At 35.1% G+C, this 22,033-nt stretch carries 18 protein-coding genes; 5 read left to right on the forward strand and 13 right to left on the reverse strand.

Annotated features, from left to right (window positions below; translation table 11 throughout):
• Positions 1 to 8: 8 nt before the first annotated feature.
• The 7 genes from IPJ53_11830 to IPJ53_11860 form a co-directional block, all read right to left on the reverse strand.
• A complete protein-coding gene (locus IPJ53_11830) occupies positions 9 to 1,184 on the reverse strand; it encodes an amidohydrolase family protein (GenBank protein MBK7799793.1) in 1,176 nt (391 codons plus the stop codon).
• Between the two features lie 22 nt (positions 1,185 to 1,206).
• Positions 1,207 to 2,217 carry a DUF1015 domain-containing protein gene (locus tag IPJ53_11835; protein MBK7799794.1) on the reverse strand — a complete coding sequence of 337 codons (1,011 nt, stop codon included), beginning with the start codon at positions 2,215 to 2,217 and terminating at the stop codon, positions 1,207 to 1,209.
• Positions 2,218 to 2,376: 159 nt separating this feature from the next.
• Positions 2,377 to 3,486 (reverse strand): glycine cleavage system aminomethyltransferase GcvT, encoded by a 1,110-nt coding sequence (gene gcvT / locus IPJ53_11840; protein ID MBK7799795.1) that lies wholly within the window; start codon positions 3,484 to 3,486, stop codon positions 2,377 to 2,379.
• A 17-nt stretch (positions 3,487 to 3,503) separates the two neighbouring features.
• A complete protein-coding gene (locus IPJ53_11845; GenBank protein ID MBK7799796.1) occupies positions 3,504 to 5,507 on the reverse strand; it encodes a peptidylprolyl isomerase in 2,004 nt (667 codons plus the stop codon).
• Positions 5,508 to 5,624: 117 nt separating this feature from the next.
• Positions 5,625 to 6,065 (reverse strand): TraR/DksA family transcriptional regulator, encoded by a 441-nt coding sequence (locus IPJ53_11850; protein MBK7799797.1) that lies wholly within the window; start codon positions 6,063 to 6,065, stop codon positions 5,625 to 5,627.
• A gap of 200 nt (positions 6,066 to 6,265) precedes the next feature.
• Entirely contained in the window at positions 6,266 to 7,201 is a 936-nt protein-coding gene (locus tag IPJ53_11855) for an NAD-dependent epimerase/dehydratase family protein (protein ID MBK7799798.1), read from the reverse strand.
• Between the two features lie 97 nt (positions 7,202 to 7,298).
• Positions 7,299 to 8,279, reverse strand: a complete 981-nt coding sequence (locus IPJ53_11860; GenBank protein ID MBK7799799.1) for a hypothetical protein — start codon at positions 8,277 to 8,279, stop codon at positions 7,299 to 7,301.
• 95 nt (positions 8,280 to 8,374) lie between these two features.
• Here IPJ53_11860 and IPJ53_11865 point away from each other — a divergent pair, with 95 nt between their 5' ends.
• Both IPJ53_11865 and IPJ53_11870 read left to right on the forward strand, forming a co-directional pair.
• Positions 8,375 to 9,088, forward strand: a complete 714-nt coding sequence (locus IPJ53_11865) for a 3'-5' exonuclease (GenBank protein MBK7799800.1) — start codon at positions 8,375 to 8,377, stop codon at positions 9,086 to 9,088.
• A 182-nt stretch (positions 9,089 to 9,270) separates the two neighbouring features.
• Positions 9,271 to 10,164, forward strand: a complete 894-nt coding sequence (locus IPJ53_11870) for a T9SS type A sorting domain-containing protein (GenBank protein ID MBK7799801.1) — start codon at positions 9,271 to 9,273, stop codon at positions 10,162 to 10,164.
• 33 nt (positions 10,165 to 10,197) lie between these two features.
• Here the strand turns inward: IPJ53_11870 and IPJ53_11875 are convergent, their stop codons facing one another.
• Together IPJ53_11875 and IPJ53_11880 are read right to left on the reverse strand one after the other, a co-directional pair.
• Positions 10,198 to 12,111, reverse strand: a complete 1,914-nt coding sequence (locus IPJ53_11875) for a RecQ family ATP-dependent DNA helicase (protein MBK7799802.1) — start codon at positions 12,109 to 12,111, stop codon at positions 10,198 to 10,200.
• 4 nt (positions 12,112 to 12,115) lie between these two features.
• On the reverse strand, positions 12,116 to 12,949 hold the full coding sequence (locus IPJ53_11880; GenBank protein ID MBK7799803.1) for a hypothetical protein: 834 nt from the start codon (positions 12,947 to 12,949) through the stop codon (positions 12,116 to 12,118).
• 347 nt (positions 12,950 to 13,296) lie between these two features.
• Between IPJ53_11880 and IPJ53_11885 the strand changes: the two genes are divergently transcribed.
• Entirely contained in the window at positions 13,297 to 14,997 is a 1,701-nt protein-coding gene (locus tag IPJ53_11885; protein ID MBK7799804.1) for a S8 family peptidase, read from the forward strand.
• Positions 14,998 to 15,083: 86 nt separating this feature from the next.
• On the opposite strand, the gene IPJ53_11890 is transcribed toward IPJ53_11885, so the two are convergent.
• From IPJ53_11890 to IPJ53_11900, 3 genes are read right to left on the reverse strand one after another with little or no spacing between them, the layout of a single operon-like run.
• Entirely contained in the window at positions 15,084 to 15,581 is a 498-nt protein-coding gene (locus tag IPJ53_11890; GenBank protein MBK7799805.1) for an asparaginase, read from the reverse strand.
• Positions 15,582 to 15,603: 22 nt separating this feature from the next.
• Entirely contained in the window at positions 15,604 to 16,692 is a 1,089-nt protein-coding gene (locus IPJ53_11895) for a hypothetical protein (protein MBK7799806.1), read from the reverse strand.
• A gap of 28 nt (positions 16,693 to 16,720) precedes the next feature.
• Positions 16,721 to 17,713, reverse strand: coding sequence for an SPFH domain-containing protein (locus IPJ53_11900; GenBank protein ID MBK7799807.1), 993 nt, complete (start codon positions 17,711 to 17,713; stop codon positions 16,721 to 16,723).
• 274 nt (positions 17,714 to 17,987) lie between these two features.
• On the opposite strand from IPJ53_11900, the gene IPJ53_11905 reads away from it, so the two are divergent.
• Positions 17,988 to 19,196 carry a T9SS type A sorting domain-containing protein gene (locus IPJ53_11905; protein MBK7799808.1) on the forward strand — a complete coding sequence of 403 codons (1,209 nt, stop codon included), beginning with the start codon at positions 17,988 to 17,990 and terminating at the stop codon, positions 19,194 to 19,196.
• Between the two features lie 18 nt (positions 19,197 to 19,214).
• Here the strand turns inward: IPJ53_11905 and IPJ53_11910 are convergent, their stop codons facing one another.
• Complete coding sequence (locus IPJ53_11910) at positions 19,215 to 19,688, reverse strand: hypothetical protein (protein MBK7799809.1); 474 nt, start codon at positions 19,686 to 19,688, stop codon at positions 19,215 to 19,217.
• Positions 19,689 to 19,915: 227 nt separating this feature from the next.
• On the opposite strand from IPJ53_11910, the gene IPJ53_11915 reads away from it, so the two are divergent.
• Positions 19,916 to 22,021: a thioredoxin domain-containing protein gene (locus IPJ53_11915; protein ID MBK7799810.1), complete on the forward strand. Its 2,106-nt coding sequence runs from the start codon at positions 19,916 to 19,918 to the stop codon at positions 22,019 to 22,021.
• Positions 22,022 to 22,033 lie beyond the last annotated feature (12 nt).

Consider the following 22,033-nt stretch of genomic DNA (forward strand, 5'->3'; position numbering starts at 1 on the left):
TTTTCATGTCATAAAATTTTCTTGACTACGGCCGAACGAGATAAATTCAATTTCCCCTTAATAAATTCGACATTTTGTATCCAATTCAAACCAGGATTTTTTTGGATCTCAAAACTGCCAAATCTATCATCCATTCTTAAGGCTTTTGCTCCATTAATGGTTGCCCATGAAAACAATGTTTCCAATGGAATCCATCCATTGTACTTTTGAATGGCCTTAAGTTCCTCAAGTATTGACAAACTCCAATTGGAAGAAAGCGAGTCTGTTCCAATGCACATTGACACACCCGCATCCATAAACAATTTGTAATCCGGAAGCCTATTTTCAATGTATAAATTAGCATTGGGACAAGTAACAAAAAAAGAATTCGAAAATCTACTTTTAACTTCAAGAATATCTTCAAATTTCATCATGGTATTATGAACAAAAAGGACATTATGCCTTTGATCTAAATGATCCAATGTGTAATGAATTGAGGTTTTTCCTGTGGCGTTGAAGGAATCTAAATTAAATCCAAAATGTTGATAAAAATTTAAAAAACCTCCTTGTTTATAAAGAAACAACTGATCCTCATCAAGTACTTCTTGATTGTGAATACTTATAACTGTAGACTCTGAATTTTGTTGAGAAATCAATTGAAACAATTCAGGTGTGACTGAATATGGAGCATGGGGGACCATTGACTTACGGAGATCGCCATACTGTTGATAGGTTTTGAAATACTTATCAAAAAATTGATGGGTCAACTCCTCTTGCATAAAATCAAAAGCCTCGATAAAATTAAAATATATAATCTTGCTGTTTAATTTGCAAGCGACAGTATCAGATTTATTTGAAATATCTCCAACCGCTACAATACCATTTTCAACCATTTGGGCATCGGCCTTCATAATAGCCAATTGGATCTCTTCTTCAGAAATCTCTCTCAATCCTACCACACTTTGAAGGAATGGCAGAAGACCTGTTCCAGAATCAACTTTATTCTGAAGGTGAGATAATTCAAGATGACAATGGGCATTTACAAAACCTGGCACTAGTAGCCCCGGATAATAATCATATGCACTTTTGTCAAAACTACCAGCAGTAGATAGCTCTAACACTTTTCCATTAAGATCAAAAACTAATCCGGCATTTTCTAAAAACTCATAGCCATTAAAAATATGATCACTATAAACTCTCAACATATAGATCAAATTTATACAATAACTACAAATTTTGAACTATAATTCCATTTCGAATCCGCGGTTCAAACCATGTACTTTTAGGTGGTAAAATTTTTCCCGTATCTGCTGTTTTTACAAAATCCCTAGATTTAACAGGAAAGAAGCTAAATCCAATCAGGTTTTGATTCTCATTGATACCTTTCAAAATTGGTTTTACGCCTTTGATCCCTTCCACATACTGAATTCTAGGATCAGATCTGACTTCCAAAACTTTAAAAACCTTTGTTAAAACATAATCATTGAACAAATCAATATCATAGACTATTTGATTAGATTTCTTATTTTGTGCAACTATTTTCTTGTTCCATATTATTGAATAATGACCCTTTGACGTGTACATTATAAATTCATGTTTTTTCATGGGCAGCCTTACACTGCGCAATTTTTTAACATCAGACCAACCTTTTAGATGTTTTAACAAAAATGGTAGTTCATCAATATTTGATAGTGAAAACATTCGATTGTAAGACATAATACTTAATTCCTTCAAATCGAACAAAGCACAAAGAATATAATTAAGGCCATGATTTTTTAACTCCGGACTTTGCTCAAGGATATAGCTTACTGCAGCCATTCTGTGGTGCCCATCTGCTATATAGGATTTATTTACGAATTTATCAAACAGTTTCTGAAAAGCCTTAATTTCACTTTCTTTGGTAATTGCATAGAGTTCATGGATTTGTTTTTCCTTGGAAAATTCAAGTACAAATTTGGGACTCCTATTATGAAAGCCTTCCATAATCAACTCTCTCAATTTGGGAGTTGATTTATAAGTAAGCAATACGGGCTTAATTATTGCATTACGCTCTAAAGTTAATTTAACAATGTTTTCCTCTTGTTTCAATAAAGTATTCTCGTGCTTTTTTATATTGCCCTTCAAATATTCTTCTATGTCCACTCCAGCCAGCACACCATGATATTGGCGTTTCTTAGCAAGAATCCTGTACAAAAAAATAGTGCTTTTTTTACCTTCTAAAAAAATTCCTTCACTCATTTTTTGAGGGAAGTTATCTTTAATGGTCTCAAAAAACTCCGCAGAATTTTCAACTCTAACAAGGTCGGGAAAAGAATAACTTATAGGTTTTATTTGCACTTTAAATTTTTGGAGGCATTAAAGAATAACAGGAAGAGAAATTTCAATGATGATATATGGCTATTTCCCTTTGTAAAATGGTAGTTTCACTACTTCTGCCTTTAAGTTTTTTGATCCAACCGAAACAAATACAATACTACCCTCGGCAGAATATTCATTTGGCACGTAACATAGTCCAATAGAACAATTCAAAGATGGAGATGATGTCCCTGACGTAACGACTCCAATTTCTTTTCCACTTTCATCAACCACAATGTACCCATGTCTAGGCACTCTTCTGTCTTCCAATTTGATTGCAACTAATTTCTTCTTTACCCCTTTTGCTTTAAGTTCAAGCATTAAATCGCGGCCGATAAATTCACCTTTATTCAATTTAGTAATCCATCCTAAACCAGCTTCTAAAGGTGATGTTGTATCATCAATGTCATTTCCATACAAGCAGAATCCCATTTCCAATCTAAGTGTATCTCTTGCACCAAGTCCAATTGGCAAAAGTCCCTTTGGGTTTCCAATTCTAAATACCTCATTCCAAATATGAGCTATTTGACTGTTTTCAGCATAAATTTCAAAACCACCACTCCCTGTGTAACCTGTTGCAGATATCAAAACATTGTCAACACCGGCAAATCGTCCCTTTCGAAAGGAGTAATAAGGAATTGATGATAATTCAATATCTGTAAGTTCCTGTAATAATCCAACAACGCCGGGACCTTGGATTGCCAGAAGTCCTGTCTCATTTGAAATATCAATCACTCTTGTATCAAATGAATTATGAATGTTAATCCAATCCAAATCCTTCTGAATATTGGAAGCGTTCACAACCAGCATATAGGCCTTTTCTCCTTCAGCGCATTGGTCTTCAGAAAGTCGGTATACCAATAAATCATCCACAATTCCTCCTGTCAAATTTGGCATACAAGAATATTGTGCCTGGCCTATTTCAAGTTTTGAGACATCATTTGAGGTGACTTTTTGAATCAAGTCAAATGCTTGTTTTCCCTTAATAATAAATTCACCCATGTGTGACACATCAAACATCCCGGCGAAATTTCTAACTGCATCATGTTCCTCTTTTATTCCAGAATATGATATTGGCATATTATACCCTGCAAACTCAGCCATTTTCGCTCCAAGTGCAATATGTATTTCTGTAAGCGCTGTATTTTTCATAAATTATCTTGAGTTAATTAAGTCTTTAATTTTATACTAAGAATTTTATCACCGACATTCATAATGCTCATAACATCATTCCCTTTTATCATTTTTCCAAAAACAGAATAATGACCATCAAGATGTGGTGCAGGCGAAAAGCTAATAAAAAACTGACTGCATTCTGTATCCGCGCCTGCGCTTGCCATCCCCAAAATTCCTTCTTCTTGAAAATTTAAAAATCTCGAAGACTCCATTCTAATAGTATAATCAAGACTTCCATAACCATCCCCTCTTGGACATCCTGCTTGAATGACAAAATTTGGCACAACCCGGTGAACAAATTTATCTTTAAAAAAATCCTTCTGTATCAAATCAATAAAATTTGAGACCGTACCAGGAGCAAATTTAGGATACAATTCTAATTCCAGAACTCCTTTGTCTGTTTCAATCTCAACAGAAATTGTGTCAGACTTTTCAGCCAATAAAGACCAATTAATGGGATGATTAAAAACAGGTATTATTGTATTTGCCTTCCTTTTACCACTTTTAGCCAAGTATTTTTCTAGATCATTATATGTTTCAACATCTCTTGGCAATGACAATAATTTCATGGCCTCTTTGAATGAAGAGTCTGGTTTAAAATAATATTTCAACAGTCCGGATTCCTGATAAAAATGCTCGGCCATTATAGATAGACTGCCCAAATCTGATTTTGCAATAGCTGATTGCAGATGAGTTGAAATAATTTTATAAATGGGGTTTTTGGCACCCTTATAGATGACAGAAAATAATGGATGTTTTGTGCTTTTTAATATAGTCTCTGTAGTAGTTAAGTCTATGATTGCAGCAGGACTTTGTTCTGCTATCCTTATTAGGTATTGAATTTCCTTTGGATCACGCCACAAGCATTTAAGATAAGCTGATTTTTCATATGGATTTTTTGAGGATGCCACTAAACCCTTAATCTGATTAATTAAGATTTCGCGAGTTAACTTTTTATACCCGGGGACAATTCTCAATATTGCATCATACACAACGCTCTTAACTTGCCATGACAAACCGCCTTGTTGAAGTATAGCTCCAAGAGCTTCTTCATGCAATTCGTTACCATTTTCCAAAAAATATTGCGCTCCCAAATAAGCCACATGAATGGAAGGATTTTGTATAGCCTTTAAAGCAAGCCCAGATGCATTACCTGTTTTAAAATTTTGAAGACCTTTTATAATATTAACTTGAATTCTTTGATCTAACCCACGCCTGTATAATTCTTCCAACTCAGTCAAAGCATTCTGACTCCCCACGCGGGCTAATGCCGTTACTAAACACATTCTTACATTGGGATTTTTTTCTTCATAACAAGCTGATTTTATCAAATCAAAATAAGGCTTGGTGTCAATTTCTCTAAACCGTTGGAGACAATGTGCTGCTATTAACCTAGCTTCATCAGAATATTTTCTTTGGGTAGCATATTCGACCAATCTAGGAAAGGATTGCGCACAAAATTTACCTCTTAACCCAAATCTGTAAATTGACAATATCTGTCCGAGAATATAAGCCGTATCTTTAGATTGGTATGATTTTACATTGCAAATCATTTGAAGAGTTGAATCCCCTCCGCATTTGCCAAGGGCTTCAAGTATCATCATATTTGTTTTTAGGAAAAGGCCTGTAGAATCTACGGGTATGAATGCTTTTATCAATTCCTTTTCAGCTGACTGATGTCCTATTTGTCCTAAAGCCCAGACGGCTGCTTGTCTGACCTCTTGAAACGGATCCAACATCAGCTCAGACAATACATGGACAGAAGTTGAATCATGATATGAGCCAAAAGCCTCGGCAGAAAGTATTCTGTACTTCGCTTGCTCATTATTCAAAAATAATTTAAGAGAATCAGAATTCCTTTTGTCCCTAGCTTCAAAAATCTGTTTTACAACAGGGTCTTTAAGTGAATATTCCAAGGAAGAAGAAACATTTTCAATAGGAGGAAAGCATGAATTCAGGGAGCATGCAAGCATTGCGAAACCTAGAATTCTTATCATCATCATTTTTATCTATCAATTGGCTTTATGCCAAACTTATGTTTCATAAGTAAGTTTAAAATTCATCTAATTAATCAATCATGAAAATGTATCACAATTGAAAAATCATTCTGAAAATTATTCTTCAATTATACGCTCTTCGTTGTCCTCTTCTTCAAACTGAGAATTTGGTCTTGCATCCTCATTTTGAACAGGGGCTTCTCGCTCCTTGGCTTTTACACTTTTTGTTGCATGAGGAACTAAGAGTAATCTTTGTTTATCAATCAACTCTCCTGTAACTGAGCAAATACCATAAGACTTATTTTTAATCCTAACCAAAGCCAGCTCAAGGTTTTGAACAAACTGGCGTTGTCTTTCAGCCATTTTGGTCAGAAACTCGATATCTGTATGAATGGAGCTGTCGTCAAACCAATCACCACCTTGCTCATCGGCCATATTCTCCCGCATCTCCATGATCTGCTGCTCTATGCCCTGTAACTCGGATTTGGCACTCACCAATTTTTCATCAATCAGGGCCTTAAACTCTTCTAACTCTTCATCAGAATATCTGGTCTTCATATGTTTGAATTTGCCCGCAAAATTAAGTAGAACTACAATCTTTATTGCTTTTTTAGCGGAATTAATAATATTACTTATTTATTAAATATAAAAATTGTCTATTATCAACTAGTTATAATTATTATAAAAAAAACAATTGATGGTAATGATCAAAATGTATCGCTTTCATTGTTAATCATTTAAGCTTAAACTGGGCGCAGTTAAACGATGGGGGTGAGTTTTGCCAACATTTCTTTTGTCATGGCGGCAAGATTATAATTAGGCTTCCAATCCCAATCTACACGGGCTTCGGAATCATCTATTGACTCTGCCCAAGATTCAGCTATACCTTGTCGAAAATCAGGGTGGTATTCAATTTTAAAATCTGATATACTTTTAGTGATTTCATTGGCAAGTTCACCTGGTGTAAAATCCATTCCAACCAGATTATAACCCGATCGTAAGCTCAACCTCGAACCATCAGCCTCCATCAATTCAATGGTTGCTCGAATAGCATCGTCCATATAAATCATTGGAAGCCTTGTGTTTTCTTTTAAAAAACAGCTGTATTTTTTATGTTTTATTGCCTCATGGAAAATTTCCACCGCATAATCTGTTGTTCCTCCTTCGGGTAGTGATTGCCATCCTATCACACCTGGATATCTAAGAGATCTAACATCGAGACCAAACTTCTTAAAATAATATTCACACCACATCTCTCCGGCAATTTTGCTTATACCATACACTGTGGTTGGCATAAAACTTGCAAACTGCGGGGTATTTTGTTTAGGTGTGCTCGGCCCATAAATTGCTATCGAACTTGGAAAAAAAATGCGCTCTAATTTTCTTTCCACACCAACATCTAAAACATTAAGAAGTCCTTGCATATTAATTTTCCAGGTAAGAGCAGGATTCTTCTCGCCACTTGCAGAGAGTATGGCTGCAAGATGATAAATTTGACTTATCTTGTATTCGTCAACCACTTGTGATATAAGGTCCTTATCCAAGACATCAATTATTAAAAAATTCTTTTGCTTCTCTTTTGGTTCTCTGACATCAGAAGTAATAATTTCATCCGGGCCATACTTGTCCATCAGTGCTTTGGCCAAAACAGTTCCAATTTGACCATTTGAACCCAGCATTAGAATTTTAGCCATATTCAGGGAAGTTTTAGATTTAAAGGGACAAACATAAAAAAAACCATATGTAATTTAGCAAAATCACATATGGTTCTTAAAATAATTCAGCTTGATATTATTTAAGTTTAAAGGTGCCGGTACCTACCAGAAAGCCCTTATTGTAAATTTCAACTTGATACACCCCTTTTTGAAAAGCTCCAGGATTCTCATATTTTCCGCAAACTTCCTGAACGTCATTTTTGTAATTCACATTTGCTTTTGCACTGTACTTAACTTGTTCACCTGTGGCTTCATTTTTAATAATACCTGAACCAGTAGATTCTATGGTTTGGGTTTCTCCAATCGGATTTATAATTCTAATATAGAATGATTCATTACCTGCATCTGCATTTGCATTGTTGGTCGTTTTAAAACAGACTTCAACAAAATCAACATCTTTGGCCTTAGATTTTCCTGATGGCTTCTTACCTTCCTTATTCTGATATCCTTCTGCAGATATTTTAGTCACCGCAATAGAAGATGCTCTGTTAACTTTTCGACTCAAACTCTCCCGTTCTTTACTGAGCGACTCCTTATCTGATGCCAAAGCATTTTTAGCTTCAGCAAGTTGTTGATTTTCAGCGCTTTTCATTTGAAGGTCTTTGGACAAATTTTCTTTTTCAACCGTTAAATTCTGATTAGAGGCCGTCAATGACTGGTTTGCTTCCTTTAATTTGTTAATTTCTGCTACATATTCAGTGAGCTTCGCTTTCATGCCTTCCATCTCTTTTCTAGCGACTCTTAAGTTTTTACTATCCCCTAATAACAAGGTTATTTTCTCCTTTTGCAACCTAAGTTCTTCCTTCTGAACTTCAATACTTTTATTCAATTCCTCGTTATCTGTTTTCATGGTGTTGAGCTCAGCAACCGATTCCTGATATTGTTTTTCAAGCTCAACTTTGGCTTTGTCCAACTCAACAATTTCTGTTTCTTTGGCTAAATTATCCTTTTGCAGTCCTCTGTTGTTTACAAATTGATATACATTAGCACCAAAAAGGGCTAAAATTGCTACTAAAACAGCAGCTTTTAAATTCTGATTTGATCTGTTATCTGTCATAATATCCTATTTGTTAAGACGTAAATTTACTTATTAATGAAAAAACAACCAAAATTATTGTCATTTAATTATTAAACACACTAAATCAATGAATTATGGACACTCGAAAAATCCTATTTTTAGACATCGAAACTGTAAGTTCGGTATCCTCATTTGATCAGCTCAGTCCGGAATGGCGGGACTTGTGGGTCTCGAAATCAAGATATTACCTTACCTCTGAACCACTTAAGTCACCAGCTGAAATCTACAGCGAAAAGGCAGCAATTTTTTCTGAATTTGGAAGGATTGTCTGCATAAGTATTGGTTTTTTCAAAGATGAGGTCTTCCGCATAAAAAGCTTTTTTGGCAATGATGAAAAAGTCATTTTAAGCCAGTTTTTTGATTTGGTTCTTAATCATTATAACAACCCCAATCTTTCCGGATTTTGTGGTCATAACATTAAGGAATTTGACATCCCTTACATTTGCAGAAGAGCAATTATAAATGGGTTGACTCTTCCTGCAATCTTTCAACTGAACAATAAAAAACCATGGGAAATTCAGCATATTGTGGACACAATGGAAATGTGGAAGTTTGGAGATTACAAGCATTTTACTTCTCTTGACTTACTGGCATCCTGCCTCCAATTACCCTCTTCGAAGTCCGATATTAGTGGAAAAGATGTTGGTAGAGTTTATTGGGAGGAAAAAGATTTACCAAGAATTTCTGAATATTGCATGAAGGATGTTATCCTGACCGCAAGAGTATACTTAAAACTAAAGTCTGGAAATAATTTATTGGACAATTCCATCTTGTACATTAAAGATTAGGGATTTTAAATTAGAAAGATGCTTTAAGACACAACGCTAAATTGTGACGAGTTTAATATTTATACATAAATTATTAAATACAAATACATTACACTTATAAATAAATTATATATGTAGTTAATTTGAACAGTAATATTATTTACATTATTTTTACAGTTACACCAAAAACTAACTATTGACAGATGAAGCAAAACATAGTTTTTATCATTTTATTTTTAGGCATAATTGGTTCAAATTCTGCACAAGATTGTATAGAAACAATAAATAATAGCTTATCCATCGTATCTAAACAGAATTTTGGTGGAGCTGATTGCCTATTCACCATTCGCTTTTGTTTAAAAAAATCTACCACTGATGCAAAAACTGTTGAATTTGCAGTTAACCACACATATGGTACAATGACCAGGGTTAAAAATATTGAAACCCTCCCTGTAGGAACAGTTTTTTGTGAAGATTTTACATTTGTGGCTGAGTGCAATTCTACGGCTTCTTTTCTTGCAGAAGGAAAGAGGTCTAATTTAACTGTTTGTGGAGTGATATCAGATTTTTTGATACTGCCTATTCGGTTAGTGGACTTTACTGCCGAAATTTCTAAAAATGGAAGCATTGAAATCAGATGGCAAACTGCAGTAGAACAAAATGTCTCTCATTTTGTAATTGAAAAAAGTTTTGATGGCAGAAATTTTAAGGATTTTCAAAAGGTAAAAGCAGCTGGCAATTCTAATGTATTAAAGAACTATTATATTGAGACCTTGCCTACAAATATAAATTTGGTTAATTACTTTAGATTAAAAATGTTTGATCTGGATGGATCCTACACAATTAGTAAAATTGCTAGCACCAAAAATGATAGAGCCAAGAAGTTGCGCATCTATCCCAATCCAGCTTCAGGTGTTTTAGTTGTTGAAGCAAGAGAAAATCTATCTCCTCAACTTTCTAAAATAACTGACCTCAATGGTAAAATAATTAATTGTCCAATCTTGAATGATCCATTAACTTTTGACATCAGCCAATTACAACCTGGTGTATATTTCTTGTTTGTTAATGAAGAAATTCAAAAATTTATTAAAGAATAGGTCTTTAGAAATTAAGTTAATTGTTAAGTATTTTTACTTTGGTTTTCTAAAAAATAATTGATCGTATTTTCTTTCTATTAATTTTTCTCCAATTAGTTCTTCTAACAATAATTCAACTTCTTCCTTTTTATTACTTGGAAATAAGTGAAACAGCTCTACTAGGATCATCGTAGATTTGGTTTCTAATTTTTGTAAAATAAATTTTTTCCATTCAGTTTTAAGTTCAGAATTAATGGTCGAATTTTTCCTTCCAATGCAATTGTCGCATATTCCACAATCCTCCATTCGATTTTCTCCAAAATAATTCATTATAAAAAATTGTCTGCAGTGACTTGTAGATAAATATTCAAGCAAGGAATTAACTCTTTTATTAAAAGCAGATTTTCTAATTTTCAACCATTGTTCATCAATATCAATTTCTTTAGAGGGTATTCGCTCTAGCAAAAGTTGAATCCTAGGATTATCAGATTGAGGCAAATATTTGATTATTCCTGAATTATGCAATGAGGTCAGAATATTTATAATCATTTTATTTGAAAGCCCGGTAATTTTAGACAATTGAAGTTCCTGAATTTTTACAGTGACGCTAAAAATCCCTTCATATAAACGGAGGATAGATTTAATTAATATTTCAATTTGTGGCTTCCCTTCATAAATTCCAAACAATTCTTCAGAAGAAACCAAAATCTGCATTTGGCTTGGATGATGAAACGCTTCTGACAAATACAAATAACCGGATTGTTCAAGATTTTTAAGACATCCTATAGTTTTATTCAATTCTAACTTATACCGATTGCAAAAACTGACAAGATCAAAATCAACACTGTCAACCATGGTCGAACCAACCGCTAAATCAAGGGTGTAACTCAAACATTGATACACATATCGAATTTCTTCAATAGATGGAAATGAAATTTCATATTGTATTTGAATGCGTCGAATGTCTTTTTGGTGATACAACAATACCCCATAAGCCTTAGAACCATTTCTACCTGCACGCCCCACTTCCTGAAAATATTCCTCAAGACTATTAGGTAAGTCAGCATGAATTACCACAGATACATCAGACTTGTCTACGCCCATGCCAAATGCATTGGTACAAACCATTACTCGAATTTTATTTTCTATCCAGGACTTTTGTCTTTCGTTTCTGGATTCCACTGGTAAACCAGCATGATAAAATCCGGCACTTATACCTTCCCTCTGCAAATCATTGCAAATCTCAACAGTCTGCCTCCTGTTTCTAACATAGACTAAAGCAGAAGTCTTCAATTTTTTAAGTATATGAACGATTTCTGAAGATTTGTTTTCCTGTTCTCTTACAACTAGCGAAAGATTCTCTCTTTTAAAACTTGATTTAAAAATCTTGGCTGTTGGAATCCCCAATTGCTTAAGTATATCGAGTTGTACCTCATCTGTGGCTGTTGCAGTAAGCGCAAGTATTGGACAATTAAATAAAGATCTAAATTCATTGATTTTCAAATAAGCAGGTCGAAAATCATATCCCCATTGGGAAATACAATGTGCTTCATCTACCGCAATAAAACTGATTTTAAAATTAATTATTGATTCTCGAAAATTTTGATTGAGAAGTCTTTCCGGTGAAACATACAACAATTTATTTGCTCCTCTTCTGGACTGGTCTAAAATTCTTTCTACTTCTTTATAACGCAATCCTGAGTGAATAAACTCTGCAGTTACTCCCCTCAGTTTCAATTGATTTACTTGGTCCTGCATCAAGGCAATTAAAGGTGAAATCACCACACAACAACCCTCCATGCAAAGTGCCGGAACCTGGTAACAAAGAGATTTTCCTCCGCCTGTAGGCATGAGTGCTAAAGCATCTCTAGATCCAATAATTGATTCTATTACTTCCCCCTGAATTGATCTGAATTCTTCAAATCCCCAGTACTTTTTAAGGATCTCCTTGGGGCTGGGTTTCAACATTACTTTATCTGAATTTTGGACAACTTATAGCCTTCTTCTTAAATCTATCAGAATCCCCTTTAAATGGAGAATTAAAATGATAACTTATCCCAATCGAACCTGATTGGATCCAATCATTGTCAGATGAATTGGCTCTCTGACTCCCTCCGGTTGCCTTAATTTTATTTCCCAATTCTGCTGCAAGTAAACCATTTTGCGCTTTTAATTCATCATAATCCACATAATTCGTTGAAGCATCATCCAAATAGTCAGTATTGGTTTGTCTCCAAAGAAATTCAACTGTTAAAGATAAATTTGGACTAAAAAAATATCTACCACCAAATCCAAATGTCAAGGCTTTCGAATCTAATTTATATGGTTCCGCATACCCCTTCATCCCTTGACCTTCAGTCCCCAATGGTTTGAGTTCAACCCATTGATCTTGGTACTTTGCTTTTGGATTAAAATTAAAATAACTCAACCCCAATGTCAAGTATGGATTCCATCGCTTTTTCTGTTGAAATAATATCCCACTTAAGTTGATTTGGCCCAAAATATCGACATTGTGGATGGCTGTTCTAAATTGAAGATTTCTCTGAATTTGCCATTCTCTTTTTGATTTTAAATCGGAACCTTCCACTACCATGTAAAGGTATTGGACTTTAGCCGCCAAAAAATCATTCAGTTCATATCGGACATTAGACCCAATTCCTAAGTTGGTCTGTTTTATAGCAATTATTGAGTTTTCGGTTAAGTCGCCACTATAATTAGAGCCGACTAAGGATAGTCCTATGTCTATAGTTTGGGCGGAAAGCTTCATTCCGGTCAACCATAAAACAAGCATTAAACTTCGCACCATATTGTAAAAATATCATTTACACATGCTTATATCAGCATCTTAAATATTATTATTAATGCAAATATATAATATTTAATTTTGTTGTTAGAAACTTAATTAGGCGCTCTTAAAAATCAAAAAACATCATATATGAATTTTCTTACATATAATTAAATTACATCTATATATAATATTGTTTATCAATTACATATAAAATTAAATTGAATAATTTAACAACTTTTGAAAACGATAAATATTATTTGACATTTCAGTCCTTTATTTATTTGATAAAATCTCATAAGTTTTGATAAACTGCTCAACAAGCAGGACATTTTTACGTTTCTTATCCTGTACATTCATATAAAATTATGCAACCAAGACTTCTCAAGTGCTTTTCACTTTTTACATTAACCTGTCTAATATCGTTTGCGGTACATGCTCAAAGCGAAATTCCAAAAAATTGGTTTCACTTAGATCCTACCAAAGACGGTTTCAATGGAGTGAGCTCTCAAAAGGCTTATGAAGAACTATTGAAAAATAAAACAGCCAAACCAGTGATTGTTGCTGTTTTAGATTCCGGAGTAGACCCGGAACACGAAGACCTTAAGCCTATCATGTGGATCAATCATGCAGAGATTCCGGCAAATGGGATAGACGATGATTCAAATGGCTATGTAGACGATATCCATGGGTGGAATTTTATAGGTGGAAAAAATGGAAATGTGGGGGCAGATACGTATGAGACAACCAGACTTTATGCAGCATTGCGATATAAGTATGAAAATGCAGATCCCGACAAGCTAAATTCAAAACAGAAAAAAGAATACAGCAAATTTTTAAAATACAAGGACAATGTTGAAAGTCGGCGAGCTACAGCCAAATCGAATCTAGAAGGTATGTTGGCTTCACAAAATCAAGTAAAATCTGGTTTGGACGCAGTGTCCAACGCTTTGGGAGCAAAACCATTAACCATGGAAAATCTTAATTCCATTGAAGACAATGATTCAAAAAAATTGGCGATTGGGATAAGCATTGCCAGAAACATTTTAGAAAATGAACCTCAATTAAGTACTGCTGAACAATTAAAAAAATTTATAGAAAATGAATATGCAGAGGGAATTGGACAATTTTCCAAAGAACTCGAATTCAACTTTAATCCTGACTACAATTCAAGAAAAATAGTAGGCGATGATTACAATAATGTTAAAGAACGATTTTATGGCAATAATGATGTGAGAGGACCCGATGCCAAGCATGGAACTCATGTGGCTGGCTGTATTGCAGCTGTCAGAAATAATGGCAAAGGTATGGATGGCATTGCTGATCAGGTAAGAATCATGAGTGTTCGATGTGTCCCGGATGGCGATGAAAGAGATAAAGATGTCGCAAACGCTATAAGATATGCAGTTGATAATGGCGCCACTATTATCAACATGAGTTTCGGAAAAGGCGATTCACCTAACAAAGACGAGGTTGATGCTGCAGTGAGATATGCAGAATCAAAAGATGTATTAATTGTACATGCATCAGGAAATGGGTCAGCTGATATTGACAAAGTAGACAACTTTCCAAATAAGTATATTAAAAAAAGAAACCTGTTTGGATCTCGTTCTGTATCCAACTGGATAGAGGTGGGAGCCTTGTCTCCTTATCAAGGAGAACAAATGGTGGCAGGTTTTTCTAATTATGGAAAGAAAAATGTTGACTTGTTTTCACCCGGAATGGTAATATATTCAACAATTCCTGACAATGGTTACGAAAATATGCAGGGCACTTCTTTTGCAAGTCCCATTGCGGCGGGTGTTGCAGCGCTTATTAGAAGTTATTATCCAAATCTTACTGCCAAGCAGGTCAGAAAAATCCTAAGAGAATCAACCGTAAAAAGTAAAATCGAAGTAACTCGTCCAGGAAGGGGGAATGCAATTAAATTTGCAGATCTATCCAGCACTGGTGGGATGATAAATGCTTACAATGCACTACAACTGGCATCCACTACTAAGGGGAAGAAGAAAAGTAAAGATTTAAAAGGCTATTACAACAACAACTCAGATAGTAAACCAAGGACATAAAAGTGTGGTAAGATTGGTTTAAAATGACAGAAATCATTCCTCTTTATGGGCAAAGTGGTGTAGCTAAATTTGAAGCCTCTATTTGATTATTTTTCTTCGAAGAATCCAGTTTTGGTATTTTTTTGAACTTTATCCCAATCAAAATATCTCCCATTCATTACAATGTAAATGCCCGGTTTAAGTGATTGTACAAATGCAAGAGCACTTCCAAGATTGAAAAAACCATCAGATGAATTACCAAAGGCATATGGAATCATAGCTCCGGTAAGCACAATAGTTTTTCCAATGATTTTTTCCTTTGCAAGGGCTTCAGCTGTTTTTACCATGGTATCTGTTCCATGTGTAATTAAAATATGGCTGGAGGTTGTTTTCTGACAATTGTGTAGTATGATTTCACGGTCAGAGTCTGTCATCTCAAGACTGTCCACCATCATCAGTGTCTTTACATCCAAATCTAATGAACATCTTCCCCTTTCCAAAATTTCATTTAAATGCGTGTCCTTAAAAAAGAGTTGGCCTGATACAAAGTTATACTCCTTGTCAAAAGTACCCCCTGTTACAAATATTTGGATCTGTTGTGTCATGAAGTTTTTTATTATTAGAAAATTAAATGCGTACTACCCCACTTTCCCTTAGCCACCAGATGACAAAAATAATTAGTAAAAATGAAAACAAAAGTAAGCTGATTTTTATCCAAGATAAAGGTTTATCTCCGATTACCTTTCCTGTTTGTCCATTTATTAAAACATGGTAAATTCTTCCATTGTACTCATATGAACTTAACCACAATGGTAAATATATATGCTTAAAAGTTTGATTGGATAAAGTGGTTTGAACACTGAGGTTTCTTTGAACATTTCCTCCAAGTTGTGCAGCACACATGTGCCTGACCTGCTCATAAACCATTGCCTCTGCCAAGGGATAAGAAGTGCGTATGTCTTGATTGTATACTTCTGCCTGCCAACCTAATAAATATCGCTTATCAAAATTGACCATTTCCGTCAATTTATAACCTGATACTTTTTCCCTATATCTAGAATCAATACGATCTGAAGCTGCCACCAAAATGTCATCAAAAAAATGATTTAAGTTTCCTGATCTGTATTCCCACCTGATTTTAGTGACTGGCTGAGATTGCATTTTGCCATTCACGTAAACATTCTGATAGGTCGTATATTCATACCCCGCCTCTCCACACCATTGAGCATTTGTCTGAAAGTCAAAGGTCCAAAATGGAATATAAATTCCCTGCAAATGATCTAAAGTTGAAGTTTTGCTTAAGCCCGATGGGTGGAACCATCCCTGTCCTAACCAAATCTTGAATTTTTTCTCCGCTTCTCTTTTTCCTAAATAGAATGGAACAATCCCAACCGGTTTTATCAATTTTTGTAAAACAGCTTCTTCGTGAATTTTCTCAGAATTACAAAAAGGGCAATTTACTTTCAACTGTTCATGAAAAATTGAAAATTTAGCTCCACATGAATTACAATTCAATAATTTTTCAGAATTAATATCAAAATTTAATTCTTCAAATTGATCCTTTTGAAGGTCTAAAATAGTTTCAGCTATTTGATCGTTTCCTACAGGAAGATCTTCTGAGAATCCACAGTATTCACATGTCAAGTGTTTTGAGTCTGGCGAATAAACCACGGAACCTCCACATGAAGGGCACTTAGGACTATATATACCGGACAACTCAACCATTTAGTTCGTAAGCCGCCTACTATAACCTTGCTAAAAGTTCTTTCTTTTTCTCTTCGAATTCGGCATCTGAAAGCAATCCTTCCAATTTTAACTTTCCCAATTCCCTAATGGTGTCCATAATTTTCTCCTTTTCCGAAAGACCTGTTGAAACCGATTGCGCAGATTGCATTTGATTGTTAATTGCATTTCCAAGGTTAGCGCCCATATTCATTCCAATAAAAGCACCAGTTGTTCCTTGGTTTTCGGCAGCTTTCTGAATAGCCTGACTTGCTTCAAATTGAGTCAATCTGTTCAGGTCCTGTGCCATATTCATGTTGGTTATTTTGTCATAGAAAGCTTCAACTTCTTCTGGCAGACTTATACTTGTGACAACGTATTTAGTAAGGGTTATACCGAATTGATCAAAGTCATCTTGTAATAACGGCAGTACTTTATTCCCAATTTCCGAATAATTGGAAACCATGTCCATTACTGAAACTTTTGATTCTGCAAGAGCTTCGGCAAATTTTGGGGAAATAAAATCCCGCATGGTAGCTTCAATTTCTTGTTGCCTGACCAAAGGCTTATTACCTGCAAACTCTTTAAAAAACAACACCGGCTCCTTTATTCTAAGCATATAAGTACCAAAAGCCTTGACTCTCACCTGTCCAAACTGAGAATCTCTCATGATGATAGGATTTGGGGTTCCCCACTTAAATTGGGTAAAACTTTTTAGGCTTACAAAATATACATCACACTTAAAAGGAGAGTTAAAGCCCATTTGCCAATTTTTCAATTTCGTAAGCAAAGGCATATTTTGCGTTTCCAAAGTGTAAAGTCCTTCCTGAAAAACATCCGCTATTTGGCCTTCATTTACAAAAATAGCAACTTGGCTAGGTCTAACTGTGAGGGCAGCTCCGTATTTAATATCAGCTTGTTTGTCCGGAAATTTATACAGTACAATCTCCCCATCAACATCTACCCAATCGATGGATTCAACAAACTCATTCTTTAAAAAGTCGAAAATTCCCATACTTACAATTTTTGAATTAATGATATTGAAACACAGTTTTAAATTCAATCGTTCCCACAATTTAATTTAAAAGAACTTTGGTTTCTATCTTTTTATCAGTGTTTATAGTTCTCGGTCTTCCGATTTAATTAAAAGTTACCTGATTTGATCAAAGTATAAAATATTGTTCCTCATACGTTTAGAATAGGTATTTGGCATGTTTTTTGAATCATTCAAGGAGTGCCGTCCCAATACTTGGAGCGACAAAGTTTATTTAACTAATTATCAGACTTTTATGAAACTTTTCAACTTGGTTTGGTTGGTTCTTTCTCTCACCATTACAACAAATTATGGTCTAAAGGGACAATGCGCCAAAGGAAACATATACATCACCAAGTTCATGGCTACATCAGGTCTGGGAACGTACGAGAGCCCAGCTCAAGGAACTATAGATTTTGAATTCTGTTTTAAATTGGATGGCTTTTTTGAAGCCTCTACCAATTGGGTTCATGGTATTTTCATGGCTTTTGATGACTTACAATCGGGAGTTACCTATTTTGAAGGACCCACAGGAACGCAAAACACCCAATATGGAAATAGAAGATGGATTTACATTGATTCTATCAAAGCCCGAAATTTTGACTTGCCGGGACCCGGATTTTATGTAGATGACAATGACGGCAATCCGAGAACAAACTATGGAGATAACGGTATTGGTACTCCAAATGCAAAATTTCCGGATTTGGATCCGTTCTGTTTTAAAGCTCAATACAAATGTGGTTCAGCCAATCTACTCAGACCTGTGATTCGTGTAACCGGAGATGGAACAACCGGTGGATGGAAGAACCCTTCATGCCCTGGCGACATTTTTAAAGCTACCAGCGGAGGACCAAACGGAAACGGAATCATTATTGTATGTGGTCAAGTCCTACCACTGGAATTGATTTCCTTTAAGGTATTGCAGGAGGACGGGCATAATATTTTACAATGGCAAGGTATCGCTGATCATAATTTTTCACATTATATCGTAGAAAAAAAATCTAATTCAGAAATTGAATTTTCACCCATCCAAATGCTTGCACTCCAACCGGGCACATCAGAAAACAGCATACATTCTTTGAGTTTTGAGGACGATCAAATAATCGAGGGAACTACATATTATCGCTTGAAAATGGTTGACAAAGATTTAACCTTCAGCTATTCACAGGTTATCAGTGTCAGAACTCTAGAAACAGGATCATCATTGAGTTTAAATCTATATCCTGTGCCCGCATTTGATTTTTTAAATCTGGATATTTTGGGGCAAACTGAAAGGACTGATCATTATGTGGATATTTACAGCCTGAATGGAAAGAAGTTAAAAAGTCAGGTCTTAAGAGCCGTAGAATCAAAAACCTCTTACAAAATTAGCATCCAGGATTTACCGAAAGGAGTCTATTTTGTCAAAATCACTTCCAACCCCAACACGGCAGAAGAAAATATTTTTAAATTCATTAAAGGGTAATTAAGTTATCTGGATGCCTTAATGTATCAAGTGATCTGCACAATAGGTTGAGGCAAAGGCTTCCGGCTTGGCCTTAAAAATAAAACCCATGGAAAGTATGTACCCTGTAGCTTCACGCAGTGCTGCATTCGATTTAAAATTTGGGTCAGTGTTAATATCCGCGTGAACTTCAAGTGGAATTTGGTAAGTGTCCAGCAATTCACACATTGAGTAAGCCACTTCAACTGATTTGGACACCTCTGTCATCATCCTTTGATTCAATCCCATTTTACGATACACCTCTGATAAGGCAACCAACATGAATCCTCCCTTCCCTTCTCTCAAGAACACTACCACCGTGGCAAATTCAATTTTTTCAACACAAACCCTGGAATCTGTTCCAACACAAACTTTAAGTTTATATCCAAGATTTTTCTCTCTTTGAATTATTTCTTCAACTTTTTCCAAAAGAGGCTGTTTAATCACATCACCACTGAAACTTCTCCATTCCATAGTCTATATTTGCAACTTAATTAAATCGAGATTTCAACATTTTTTTAATTACGCTAAATTTTTAAATAATCATTTTGGTTTACCATCCAAAGGACTCTACCCCAAATTAAACCATTCTGTTAAGTACGGACAAAATATGTTGATCTAATATATGACAATAATTAATAAATAAAACTATTATAAATCCAAATTTAAGATTCTTAATAATCATGGACAATATTAATAAAATGAAACTATTATTAATTTTTACTGCGGTTCTACTGATAAATTTTACTTCTTGTAAGAATACCAAAGAAGACTCCTCACATAAAACATCAGGCAACCACCTTAGTGGTGAAATTTCGCCTTATCTTCTCCAACATGCGCACAATCCTGTAGATTGGTATCCATGGAAAGATGAAGCACTTAAAATTGCTGCGGACACCAGAAAGCTGATGATCATTAGTATTGGGTATTCATCTTGCCATTGGTGCCATGTAATGGAAAGAGAATCATTTAGTGATACTGCAGTCAGTAACGTCATGAACGCACATTTCATTTCTATTAAAGTTGACCGTGAAGAACGACCGGATGTGGACCAAATCTATATGAACGCCTGCCAAATAATCAATTCAGGCGCTTGCGGATGGCCATTAAATGCCATTACGCTTCCTGACGGCAGACCAGTTTGGGTAGGGACTTATCTGACCAAAGACGAATGGCTGAGATTGCTGAAAAATATGCAGGATGTTTATGCTGAAGATCCAAATGAATTGGAAAAAATGGCGATGCAAATTCAAAGCCATCTGAGTGTGGATTATTCACGATTTGGCACTACAACCCAAACAGTAGGTTCAGAAAAAATTTTAAAAAACCTTTATGACAAAACTATTCAATCCCTGGACTTTGTCCATGGCGGAAAGAAAAGCAGCCAAAAATTCCCACTACCTCCGTTGATGAGAAGTTTGCTTGAATACCAACATTATTCAAAGAATCCCCAACTGGATAAATTCATTTCCACGACACTTGACAAGATGGCTGATGGTGGAATTTATGATCATTTAGAAGGTGGCTTTAGCAGATACACAGTGGACCCGGAATGGAAGGTTCCTCATTTTGAAAAAATGCTTTATGACAACGCTCAATTGATCAGTCTTTATTCATTTGCTTATCAAAAGAATGGCAATGAAAAATATAAATCAGTCATTGAAAAAAGCTTGGATTTTGTCAAGAATAATTTAACCAACCAAGATGGTTCATTTTATTCCTCCTTAGACGCAGAAACCGAAGGCGAAGAGGGGAAATTCTATGTTTGGACAGAAAAGGAAATCAACGATGGATTAGGCGCAGGTAGTGACCTTGAAATCTTTAAATACACTTACGGTATTAAAGAAGCAGGCAACTGGGAAAAAGGAAAAAACGTATTGTTTACTGTCGTTGATGTAAAATCCACCGCAAAAAAATTCAAAAAATCTGAATCTGAAATTTTACAATCACTTAATGATTCCAGAAATAAACTAATTAAAGTAAAATCCAATCGAAAAAAACCTAAACTTGATGACAAAATCCTAACAGCCTGGAACTCTCTAATGATAAGGGCGTGTATTGATGCATCGGCAGCATTGAATAATAAAGAATACTTGAACTCCGCCATAAAAGCAGCGGATCTGATAAAAAACAGAATGTGGGATCCTCAAAATGGCTTATATCGCAATTTTAAAAACGGTCAAAAAAATATAAATGGATTTTTGGAGGATTATAGCTTCACAATCGACGCTTTCATCAGATTGTACGAAATGAGTTTTGATGAATCATATTTGTTATTCGCAAAACAACTGACCGATGTAACTATTCAGAATTTTTCTGATCAGAATAATGTATTTTTTTACTTTAATTCAAAATTAGATAAACAATTAATTTCTAGAAAAATGGATTTCGAGGACCAGGTGACCCCTTCTGCAAACTCAGTGATGGCTGATAATCTATATCGTTTAGGCTTGTTTTTTTACAACAACGAATACTTGGAAAGAAGTAAAAAAATGATCCTTAGTGCAACCGAGAATTTTGGAGAAGGCCAAACAGAATTTTATTCAAACTGGACAAGACTCTATATCTCACTATTAAAACCTTACTATGAAGTTGCAGTTGTAGGACCAAACTCCAAAGAATTACGGAACGAATTGGCAATGACTTTTCTTCCTTCAGTCATACTTCTTGGAGGCACAACAGAAGGAACTCTTGAATTATTGAAAGACAAGTTACAGGAAGGTAACACGTTTATTTATGTTTGCAGAAATAAAGTGTGCAAAATTCCGGTAACGAATGCTGCTGAGGCTTTGAAACTGATAGACTAAAGCGTGGTTAAA

This window comes from Candidatus Vicinibacter affinis (assembly GCA_016714365.1).
Taxonomy (GTDB): domain Bacteria; phylum Bacteroidota; class Bacteroidia; order Chitinophagales; family Saprospiraceae; genus Vicinibacter; species Vicinibacter affinis.